This is a genomic window from Sulfoacidibacillus thermotolerans, assembly GCF_003144315.1.
Classification (GTDB): Bacteria; Bacillota; Bacilli; order Alicyclobacillales; family SLC66; genus Sulfoacidibacillus; species Sulfoacidibacillus thermotolerans.
This window is the reverse complement of record NZ_MPDK01000041.1, coordinates 1-9,820: the sequence shown is the minus strand read 5'-3', so window position 1 is coordinate 9,820 and position 9,820 is coordinate 1. Positions and strand designations below refer to the sequence as shown.

Annotated in this window: 11 protein-coding genes; 4 read left to right on the top strand and 7 right to left on the bottom strand. The window is 46.2% G+C overall.

The window, feature by feature from the left end; genetic code table 11:
- Positions 1 to 177 precede the first annotated feature (177 nt).
- Positions 178 to 384 carry a hypothetical protein gene (locus BM613_RS13565; protein ID WP_109431706.1) on the bottom strand — a complete coding sequence of 69 codons (207 nt, stop codon included), beginning with the start codon at positions 382 to 384 and terminating at the stop codon, positions 178 to 180.
- A gap of 174 nt (positions 385 to 558) precedes the next feature.
- Between BM613_RS13565 and BM613_RS13560 the strand changes: the two genes are divergently transcribed.
- Positions 559 to 1,020, top strand: a complete 462-nt coding sequence (locus tag BM613_RS13560) for an EVE domain-containing protein (RefSeq protein ID WP_109431705.1) — start codon at positions 559 to 561, stop codon at positions 1,018 to 1,020.
- Positions 1,021 to 1,216: 196 nt separating this feature from the next.
- Here BM613_RS13560 and BM613_RS15875 read toward each other — a convergent pair whose 3' ends face one another.
- The 3 genes from BM613_RS15875 to BM613_RS13545 form a co-directional block, all read right to left on the bottom strand.
- On the bottom strand, positions 1,217 to 1,321 hold the full coding sequence (locus BM613_RS15875; protein ID WP_425450700.1) for a BsuBI/PstI family type II restriction endonuclease: 105 nt from the start codon (positions 1,319 to 1,321) through the stop codon (positions 1,217 to 1,219).
- A 77-nt stretch (positions 1,322 to 1,398) separates the two neighbouring features.
- A complete protein-coding gene (locus BM613_RS13550; RefSeq protein ID WP_109431704.1) occupies positions 1,399 to 4,437 on the bottom strand; it encodes an Eco57I restriction-modification methylase domain-containing protein in 3,039 nt (1,012 codons plus the stop codon).
- A 1-nt stretch (position 4,438) separates the two neighbouring features.
- Positions 4,439 to 6,082 (bottom strand): Eco57I restriction-modification methylase domain-containing protein, encoded by a 1,644-nt coding sequence (locus BM613_RS13545; protein WP_109431707.1) that lies wholly within the window; start codon positions 6,080 to 6,082, stop codon positions 4,439 to 4,441.
- 321 nt (positions 6,083 to 6,403) lie between these two features.
- Here BM613_RS13545 and BM613_RS13540 point away from each other — a divergent pair, with 321 nt between their 5' ends.
- Genes BM613_RS13540 through BM613_RS13530 form a run of 3 tightly spaced genes read left to right on the top strand, consistent with a single transcriptional unit; the run spans position 6,404 to position 7,575 of the window.
- Positions 6,404 to 6,970 (top strand): site-specific integrase, encoded by a 567-nt coding sequence (locus BM613_RS13540; RefSeq protein WP_109431703.1) that lies wholly within the window; start codon positions 6,404 to 6,406, stop codon positions 6,968 to 6,970.
- Between the two features lie 58 nt (positions 6,971 to 7,028).
- Positions 7,029 to 7,301 carry an HU family DNA-binding protein gene (locus BM613_RS13535; protein WP_181363176.1) on the top strand — a complete coding sequence of 91 codons (273 nt, stop codon included), beginning with the start codon at positions 7,029 to 7,031 and terminating at the stop codon, positions 7,299 to 7,301.
- 49 nt (positions 7,302 to 7,350) lie between these two features.
- A complete protein-coding gene (locus BM613_RS13530; RefSeq protein ID WP_146192830.1) occupies positions 7,351 to 7,575 on the top strand; it encodes a hypothetical protein in 225 nt (74 codons plus the stop codon).
- A 54-nt stretch (positions 7,576 to 7,629) separates the two neighbouring features.
- Here BM613_RS13530 and BM613_RS13525 read toward each other — a convergent pair whose 3' ends face one another.
- The 3 genes from BM613_RS13525 to BM613_RS13515 form a co-directional block, all read right to left on the bottom strand.
- Positions 7,630 to 8,145 (bottom strand): hypothetical protein, encoded by a 516-nt coding sequence (locus tag BM613_RS13525; RefSeq protein WP_109431700.1) that lies wholly within the window; start codon positions 8,143 to 8,145, stop codon positions 7,630 to 7,632.
- Positions 8,146 to 8,254: 109 nt separating this feature from the next.
- On the bottom strand, positions 8,255 to 8,680 hold the full coding sequence (locus BM613_RS13520; RefSeq protein ID WP_181363175.1) for a hypothetical protein: 426 nt from the start codon (positions 8,678 to 8,680) through the stop codon (positions 8,255 to 8,257).
- 388 nt (positions 8,681 to 9,068) lie between these two features.
- A partial coding sequence (locus BM613_RS13515; RefSeq protein WP_146192829.1) for a transposase occupies positions 9,069 to 9,820 on the bottom strand: 752 nt, incomplete at its 5' end.

Sequence of the window (9,820 nt, the reverse complement as noted above, 5' to 3'; positions counted from 1 at the left end):
AAACAAAGACCAGAATCGCCCAGAACAGGAACCTCTCACGCACTAAGTGGCTCACTTTTACCGTGATCGCTATGGCTCAATTTATGCTTGACAAAAACAAGAGTTTAGGGTTCCAGATTCGATTGCACATTAGTGAGTGTCAACGACCGCCAGTTTTACGCTGGCGGTCACAAAACATCAACGCTTATCCCTTTGTTTGATGTGCTTTCCTACGATTTTCCTCGCAATCGTCACTGCCTTTTGTTCGTCCTTCTCGAAAATCGGTTCACCAATGTCGATTCCCTGACGCTTGTAGACACGATAATACCCATCATCTGGATCGTAAATAACCTGCACCCAGAACGGGCCGTCAATGTAATCCCACACCAGTTCTGCCATAACCATCGTACCGAATCCCCCTCTTGTTGAAGAGTGTTCGGTTTGTTATACGACCACGTAGTAGGAATCGGTTCAAGATACCGCGAAAATAGAACTTTGTAGGAGTTTGCCGTTAAAAATGCTCTACACTTTGTGATACGATGATTTTTAACCAACCTTTAGAAATGAGGAAACACGTAGATGAACTACATGTTCGTTTTGAATGATATTGACTTTGGAAACGTACAGCTAGACGCTGAAACAATAGCCGATACCCTGTTACAAAAGGGAATGTGGCTCTACACCCCAACAACACCAAATATTCACCGTCTTCATCAAGGAGATAAGGTATTAGTGTATATTGCAGGGCGGGGTCGGCGTTTTTTCTACGCCTCATTCGATGTAAATGGTGACATTCAAGCCAACAAAACTGAACCCGGTAACGAAACAGAAGAAATACTATACAAATATTTCAAGTTATATACCCCCATCGTAAACATTGAAAAATGGGAACCGCCTGTACAAATAGCTCCAATCAAAGATCAAATTTCGTTTATTACTGACAAAAAAAATTGGGGCCTGCACTTTAGGCAAGCCACCAAAATAATCGACGATAAAGATTTCGATTTTATTTGCCGTTCACGGCAGTTACAAGTCCTATAAACAGCATTGTTATCGAGGGCCAATAAACTTGTCTCCATTCATGTGCATCATATGCTCTGGGGACTCAGCGAACCACACTTCCGTCTCCCGTCTGTGACACTACATTTGAATTCAGCCATGTCCAAAAACGCACTCACATAGACTCTCCAGCACTGCACTCGGATAATACCTGTTCCAACTCTTCATATCGCTTTGGTCACACGGGACCGTGAGACGTTACGGCCTCAATTAAATACAGCCAGTTCTTTTGCTCGTCGCACATTACAACGTTTGGCAATTTGTCATGGTTAAATTCAGGAATGCACTTTTCTAATCCAACGGTCTGTCGACTTCGTTATACGGTGGATTAGATAGACGAACAAGATGAACCTCTCATGACTATTTTTTGTATACGTGATCACCGGGAAGGATTAGTGTGTCATCTAGTCCTCCAAAGTTCCAGATCAACTCAAACTGTTTTCTGATTTCGTTGGCTAACGCTTCTTGCTGCGAGCTAAGCGATACACGTTGCCGCCCGACAGCGGTGTTGTAACGTTGTTTAACAGTAATAAGGTCACGCACCAAGGCGGAAACCTTATTGTGAATCTGGACGTGACTTGGATTTTGAAAATCCAATTTCGGTACTGGCAAGTCTGCAACTACTGCAGAACCCCGACTGTAGTACCCCCCTCGGAACGGACTTCCACGTTTCCTCATAAAAAGCTCGACAGCACGCTGATTAAGTAGTCCCAGAATAAACTCAAGCGAATACCCGTCACGGGGATTAGTTATGGCAACTTCACCTGCGGTGCCACCTGAGGCAAAGCCCACCCCTGTTTCGTCGATTCCGTATTTGTCACCGAGTTGATTGACCGAATAAATAATTTTAGGTCCCTTAAACGCACTCGAAAGAGCCTGATGTCGCCCATACCGATAAAATTCACCGGGTCCCGGTTTCGGAGAAATGTCCCTCTTCTGTAATCTGGACACAAAGGACTTAAGGTAATGCCATGCCCTCGGAAAGTCAGTTTTCAACCTAGACGGTGGTATAAGAATTGCCTCACCATTGGGACCGTACTCATAAGGGAAAATAATTAGCGCATCAGACTCGATTGGTAAATAAGATTGAACTCTAGCCGAATCCATTAAGTACGGCTTCGTTATGGTTTTCTCAACCGCGAACTTCACCCCATCAACCTCAAAGTGTACGAGTCCATTGTGCTCTATCCAACTCTCGATCGGATAAACGTCTTCGGCACTCGTTTGGATACCGTTGATTACGTCTGCGATGTCTTCTAGCTTGATTGAACTACTGAACAAAGTTGAAAGAACCTTTGCTTCTGTATCATTCGACGGTAATACCCAAGATGCAGCCCCGTATTGGTGTATCATGCTCGATGGCAAAAGCATCCCTTTGTCGTCAGGACTTAATAACCAATCTTCATAATCGTGCACGTTGCGATACCATACGGATTTTTTAACGCTACGTGACAGTATTAAAAGGCACACATAGGTTGACTTACCTTCAAATAGTAACTCATTACCGAAATCCACCACTTCGGCTACCAATTCCTGAGCAGCCAGCATTTCTCTGAGCTTTTTTCCGGATTCAATTGTCATCCATTTGTTTGGAACAACCATTCCAACCCAAGCTCCGTTATTAAGCTTTGATACCGCCTTCTCAATGAAAATAAAATACTTGTCAAACTGTTTGTATGCTGTTTTGTATTTCTTCTTATAGTAGTTAAACTCATCCAGTGTTTTGGACTTCATTTCCTCCGTCTTTACATAAGGTGGGTTAGCCACTATCACATCAAAGGCAGACGGTAGCCCTGCCGCGCTCCAATCAAGGGGGTTTGTTAAGCTCATGACGGCGGACACATTACTTATAAAGTCTATCCCAACAACGGAATTACCCCATACTATATTTTTATCAAGATTCGGCAAAATCTTCTTCCCGATCGGCAACGTTGCAAAATTCTCATCTTCCAGAAGTTTCACCAAAAGACTAAACCGGGCAATTTCTACAGCGTTGTAGTCAATATCAATGCCAAAGAGACACGATTTCAGGATTTCTCGCTTTGCAGTAAAGCTCAGACGGTAATCGTTTGCTGATTTCCTGTAAATGTTTACGGTGTCATTTATTCCTCTGAAGTAGGATATCGCCGCGTCCACAAGTTGGTCCAAACAACGAAGCAGGAATCGGCTAGAGCCAACGGCCACATCCATTACTTTCAACTGTTTCAAGGAGTCAAATGTGAGCATTCCCGTCGATTTCAATTCTGTCAATCGCCCACTGAACGCTCTCCGAACGATTTCGTCCACGAGAGGTTGCGGAGTTGTAACGATTTCACGGTCCTCATAAGCGGGTTTATCCTCAAGAGACAAGCTTCCGGTCGCCACGTCTAAGACTAATCGTTTTACAAGAAACAACTCATATACCTGACCCAAGAACTCCGCGTCAAGAACACTAAAACTATAAGGTGCCGCGGGAAAATATAATTCCTCCACTATGTCGAGAAACAACTGCGCATCCATAGCATATTGCGCTTGAAGAGGGTCACTATTAACGTCAAACAGTCCTGTATTATATCTGTCGTCCATTTCTTTAAAGAAACGACGCAGTTCAACGACATCCTTCTTCCCGGCTACTTTGCGCAGGCGTTCCACACCTTCAATACCCCTGTCTTCGCACATCCTAATGAAAATAATTCTATTTATAACCTTCTGTGACAGGTCATTTAGTGGATCGATGTCCAGCGACGGGTACCTGTTATGTATGTCAGAAGCGAGTCGAAGCCGCCAATCGTTGATTCTATCCAGAAACATCGTACCAATCGGTAGTGCAGCTTTTATGTTCTTCCCATAGGTGGTGTCAATGCTTCCAGCCGCAACCGCTTCCCTTCCGAATAAAGACCACAACTCCTTGAATCGGGTAGGTAGCTCGTCGAAACTCACTTCCATAAGTAGCCCAACATCAGCGTTATCATTTACGTGTGGAACCGTGCTCGTATCATACACGCGAAGCGTCTTAAAATTCGTTAGTAGTGACACAGGCAATCCGGCTGTCCAACCGTAACTCCGAACTTGGAACGCACTATCTTTATTTGTACGGATATCAACAGACGGTTTCTTTGCCTCTACAAAAAACTTTCTGTTTGCCGCAATACGAAACGTATAATCAGGTCTTTTAGCCGACGTTTCCGTAGGCTGAGATTCTTCACGAACAACATCCTTGAGACTGTTTGGGACTGCCATAGAGTTGGACATATCCCACCCAAGGCATTCGAATAGAGGGTCTATAAATTCTACTCTGGCTTCGGTTTCTGTGTAACCAGACGTTGTTGAACAAAATCTAGTTTCGTCTGTTCGGAATTTCTGAACGAGACGGTCAATAGTGTCCTTCCAGCCAGCCATCCACCACACCACCTGTTGCATATCAATTTTCAACAATAAGCCGATGACGACGAGTTCGAATTCTTCGCCAAGCTTCGTGGATAATTTCGCATTCGTAGCTGGAAAATCCTGCGGCTTTTAATACAATCGTGTCCTGCTCTGCCAATAGACTGTCCACGTCCTGACCTGATTTGACTTTCTCATCAAGTTCACGGATGTCGAAAACAAGCTTGTCCGAAACCGGAATTAAGAGTTTCTCTATCTCAGATGGTACGAGTTCCAGAACACCACCACCGTAATGTCGGCCCTCTAGTTCCGCAGTTAGTGCGGTCAGGCTGTTTACGAACGAGAATACAAGCAACTCAGGTGAGATGCCCTGTACCGTCGGCTCAATACGATACGCCGTGTCTGTAGTGTAAGCACCTGCAGTGTTCAAAATAAGACGTGGGTACCAGTGTGAGCGTTTCAACATTCCAATTGAAGTTGAATACACTGATGGCACTGCATACCAAGGAGAGCGTATTCGACACTTATATCGTGTATGAAGGCTCTGTTCCTCACCAAGACGAATGTATTCTTGAGCGGTCGCCGACAACTTCTCAATAGGAGTATTCCCGAACATCACGAAATTGGCTGGCAATCCCCGAATCTTATTGGATTGGTGAACTGCATCGTCGTAGACAATCCCGGGACAATGTTCACTTCGACCGAACATCGGGTGAACGTATTGCTCAAGTCGATATTTCGTTACCGTTTCGTCGTCCACCAAGAAAAATTTATTTGCCCCGGTGACGATCCCTACGTCAACATTTGCTATATCTTTAAATTTCCGAACGGAAGGTAACCTACGCACCTTTTCGAAAACCTCTAGTTCTTCCGGGTCAAGCAATACCTTCATCCATTTGCCGTTTAAAATATCGCCAGCGACATAGGTGGCATTTTGAAAAAATTGCTCTGGATCCTGCAACAAAAAATCATTATTCACAGCGGAAACAACCGAAACTCCTTGCGAAGAGCTCGATGCAATTTGCTTCTTTTCAACCATCAGCAGCACTGTGCCTTGAAGTGCCTCTTCAAATAACAGTTCTGTTGGATCGATCATTAGTATCCGGTTGCATTGATCCAAAAGGAACTTGCGTAATGATGTTGCATGTAATACATGAAGAAGTTCCGACGGAATTACCATTGCCAATCGTCCACCGGGTGCAAGCAGTCCGACGCTGGCAATGACAAACGGCACCCAAGCATTCGTGTGTTTTGTAAACGCTAGCCCATAACGGCTAAACCATTCAGCGGCTAGCTGTTGGTCCTTCTCCTCAAGATATTGATAGCGTATATATGGCGGATTACCGATCAGCCCATCGTACGTGACACCTGCGACAGACTCTTTGAGTGCCCAACTCAAGAAATTGTCGTTGATTATTGTTCCATGAATAAGATTTTTTTCGGACACAGCTTGTCGCGCCTTGTCCGCTTCTTCTTTTATGAGTTCAACGCCCGTGAAATTCAGTTCGTAATCATGTAAATTATAAAATGCCTCAACGAAAACACCATCGCCACAACTGGGTTCCAGTATATTATGCGGCCTCGTGCGAAGAACCCATTTTGAAAGGAACCTCGCAATAGGGAGAGGAGTATAGTACCCACCTCGTAATTTAGTTGCAGACTCTTGTTCTTTAAAGTTCACGACCCCCAACACTCCATTCCAGTCGATCATATCACGGATAGCGGTGGTCATATAGTGTCGGAATATGTCAGTCCAATAGTAGACTTTCACCCGGCACGTCTTGTTTCACTTGATATTTAATTTTGTCACCACTTCCCAAACTAAAATTCAGTACCAGACACAATGGATTTTGTGTTTGCTCACCGAATCAGGCTAAAAGTCGCACCGGGTGTGGGTTTTAAGGTGTTTGAGAGACGGACGATTGTAATTGGTCAACCGCGAACCAAACACAATGCCATTTTATCATACAAAAAGTCTCTTTGTGAAAGGAGACGATTGGGTATGGAATTTGTAGAACCAATTCGGGATCGTAAACAGTTGGAGGCGATGAAAAAGTATCTCCGTGGAACTAGTCTCCGGGATCATGCGCTGTTTGTTCTTGGCATCAACAGCGGTTTAAGGGTTAGTGACCTACTGAACTTGCAAGTCCGAGACGTGACTGACTCTAAGGGGCGCATTCGTGAGCGTATGGTGGTCACGGAACAGAAGACCGGGAAACGCAAAAGTTTTGCGGTTGGTTCCAGCGTAACGAAGGCGATAGCCGAATATCTTGCAACTCGCCCCGATGCAGCCGACGACGAACCGCTTTTCGAGAGTCGCAAGGGCGGCGCACTGAAACGCGCCCGCGCTTGGGAAATCCTTAATTCCGCTGCCAGAGCGGTTGGCATCAAGGACAGGATTGGAACCCACACGATGCGCAAGACGTTTGGCTACCATGCTTACCGGGATGGTAAAGATTTGGCATTGATCATGCAATTGTTGAACCACTCGTCACCGAGTCACACCTTACGATACATCGGTGCGAGTCAGGACGAAATGGATCGTGTTTATCTCACATTGAACCTGTAACCCTGTCCCATCTGCGTTTTTGTCGTACAGAACGTGGATGGATAAGGAGGGGTCAACAATGAATAAAACGGAATTGATCAAGTCCATTGCAGTCGGCGCAGGTGTTCCGCAGGCGACTGCAAGTAAAATGCTTGCATCCCTGCAACAGGCAGTGGAAAACGCACTCCAACACGGTGAAAAGGTGTCCGTCAGGGGCTTCGGCAGCTTCACAATCGCTGACCATTCAGCCCGCCGCTGTCGCCATCCTCAGTCAGGCGAAGTGATGATGGCTCCTGCTTATCGGACGGTGCGCTTCGTGCCTGCCTCGCAAATCAAATCGCAGTTAAACTAATCATCGCATCAAGGCCGTCAGAACTACTGGCGGCCTTTTGCATTGGAGGGTGCATATGTTACGTGACCATCTAATCGCATTTGCTGACGGTCAATGTGACCGTTTTATCATCATTTGCGAAGAAATCCCGCTCGTCGCCGCGTGGTTCTGTGTGCGCGGTATCGTGGGTTACAGTTTGCGAGAGGTAGAAGTGGACGGCGAAGGGCTGTACGAGGTCTACCGTGACCGATGGAGAGTGCAGTTTGGGGTGGCAGTGCCGGAACTGTTGCCGTAAAGGGCAGCCCCACAAACAAAGGCTCCGACCGTGAGTAGTTGGTGCCTTTCTCATTTACGGATTTTCATTCGTCAAAATGATCCTTGTTACTTTTCCATCTTTCAAGCCAAAATCCATACTGAACTCTTTGTTAGATGATTCCACAAAAAGTTGTGAGCCTCCTTGCACCATCTTATACGTTGGATAAGACTTTTTGACCGCTTCTTCTGTGCTGCCAATGTGAATGCCACGCGGAGTGCTGCCGAGGAATTGGCCAGAAACCATAATCGTAAACACTGGATTTCCACCCACAACAAAGCCCTTTTTACTATACTCCCATTGAGGCGCACCGTTGCCGTGGACAATGGTTTTTGTACTAGGCTTCCCGTACATGGCTTGCACATCTGATAGCTGTTGGCCGATGTACAATTTTCCGATTTTCATGTCTGATTTAGTTAGTTGGCGGTTTGTTGTTGTCACTGTGGTTTTGTGTTGTGAAGAGGTTGTATTGGTCGAGGCGTTTGCGGTGCCGCATCCCGTCAACCACACCGCACCTAAAATCATCGTAGTTAATGCAAGACTTCTTTTCACCGAACATCCCCCCGTAACCGTTCTGCAATTTCTTTACTAAATATACCACAACAATACCCCGCCCACGGCTCACCGAACCGAGTGCGGGGTATTGTTGTTGCCATGAAACTTATAGCGTTGCGACCATCGTTTGCTTGCCCATCAGTACAGAAACAACCTCTATCGAATGCTTGTCCGCTTCTCTCAAAGCGTTACCGACTTTCATACCTTTGTCAAGCACGACGCACCTATAGGCGGACACGGCGTCATCTATCACCGACCATTTTTCTCCAACAAGTTCGCGAAGTGCAGCGGTTGACTGTTCATCCGCATGGCTTGGATCGTTGCTTGCCCATACTCCTTTATTGACCAAAGTAAACGTATAGGCGGATATGGCATCATCTACCACCTGCCACTTTTCATCGTCATTGCCGATTGCGCTATAGATCGCATCGGCGAGGGCGTTGTTCGTAGTCACATAGTCATCATCTTCTTCGATTTCGTCCAGTATTGCATCAAGAATCGTCTCGGTCATCATATCGTCCCGTCTCCCCATTCGTCCCAGTCTTGTAACGCCGCTCGGTGGGGCGTTTCCGTTATTCTACCTCGGATTCTTTCGTAGATCAACTATAATTTACCATATAAGTCAAATTGACCCTATAATAGCTTTATACAAAAGCCCCGCCACGGTGTTAGGCCGACGGCGGGGTTCCTCGACAGCGTTGTTCAATTGTCTCCAGCATCATCCAACACGTGCTAGTTCGCTTTGCTTAATGCTTCCACGACAGGAATAAGAGCAGTCCCTTGCCCTTCGCGCAAACCTATGAGTTTTTCAACCAACTCTATCCTGAAAATAAACGAGTTCTAAGTCCTAAGAAGCGCATAAGGAACCAGCCTCATCAGAGATGAGGATGTCTTTGGATAGTAATTCCATTTCAGTGTGATTAGGCGACTGGATGTACCATGACCTCGAGACCGAGTGACTCTAGCTTACGGATGGCTTGTCTGACGACTGCATCTTTCTTACGAGTTTCATAATAGGTCGGCCCCAATTCAATGTAGGGGTGACGTCGCTTTAACATGTAATACACCATACTTAAGATGCTATGTGCCACCGCAATAGTCGCTCGGCTACTTCCTCTTCGGGCAGCAATTCTATGGTGCTGGGCTGAGAGATACGTTTGTTTCGTTCTTGCTGCTGCACGGGCCGCTTCCACTAGGGCTGTCCGAAGCTTTTGATTTCCCTTACGAGTTTTCCCTGACTTCCGTTTTCCTGCACTTTCATTATTTCCTGGAGCCAAGCCCGCCCATGAACACAGATGAGCGGCGGATGGAAATTGATCCATGTCTGTCCCGATTTCCGCTAGGATTTGCTCTGCTGTTCGTCGACCGACACCAGGGATGGTATCTATTAACTCCAAGTCTTCCTCAAAAGGGGCCATTCGCCTTTGAACCTCTTCATCGAGTCGGGTAATCTCTTCATCGAGACGGGTAATCTCTTCATCGAGATAATCGATGTGCCGTAGTTGCGCAGCCAGCATCATTCGTTGGTGGTCTCCCATCAACCCATGTAATGCTCGCTGCAAATTAGCCTTTTTCGATTTCAATCGTCCTCTCGCCAATTCCGAAAGTGCTTCAGAGCTATTCTCTCCCTGAATCATCGCCTCGAGCATGGCACGCCCAGACTTCCCCAAGG

Coding starts and splice junctions, on each gene's coding strand:
- BM613_RS13565 (WP_109431706.1), bottom strand. CDS start 384: ATGGTTATGGCAGAACTGGTGTGGGATTACATTGACGGCCCGTTCTGG.
- BM613_RS13560 (WP_109431705.1), top strand. CDS start 559: ATGAACTACATGTTCGTTTTGAATGATATTGACTTTGGAAACGTACAG.
- BM613_RS13550 (WP_109431704.1), bottom strand. CDS start 4,437: ATGCAACAGGTGGTGTGGTGGATGGCTGGCTGGAAGGACACTATTGAC.
- BM613_RS13540 (WP_109431703.1), top strand. CDS start 6,404: ATGGAATTTGTAGAACCAATTCGGGATCGTAAACAGTTGGAGGCGATG.
- BM613_RS13535 (WP_181363176.1), top strand. CDS start 7,029: ATGAATAAAACGGAATTGATCAAGTCCATTGCAGTCGGCGCAGGTGTT.
- BM613_RS13520 (WP_181363175.1), bottom strand. CDS start 8,680: ATGGGGAGACGGGACGATATGATGACCGAGACGATTCTTGATGCAATA.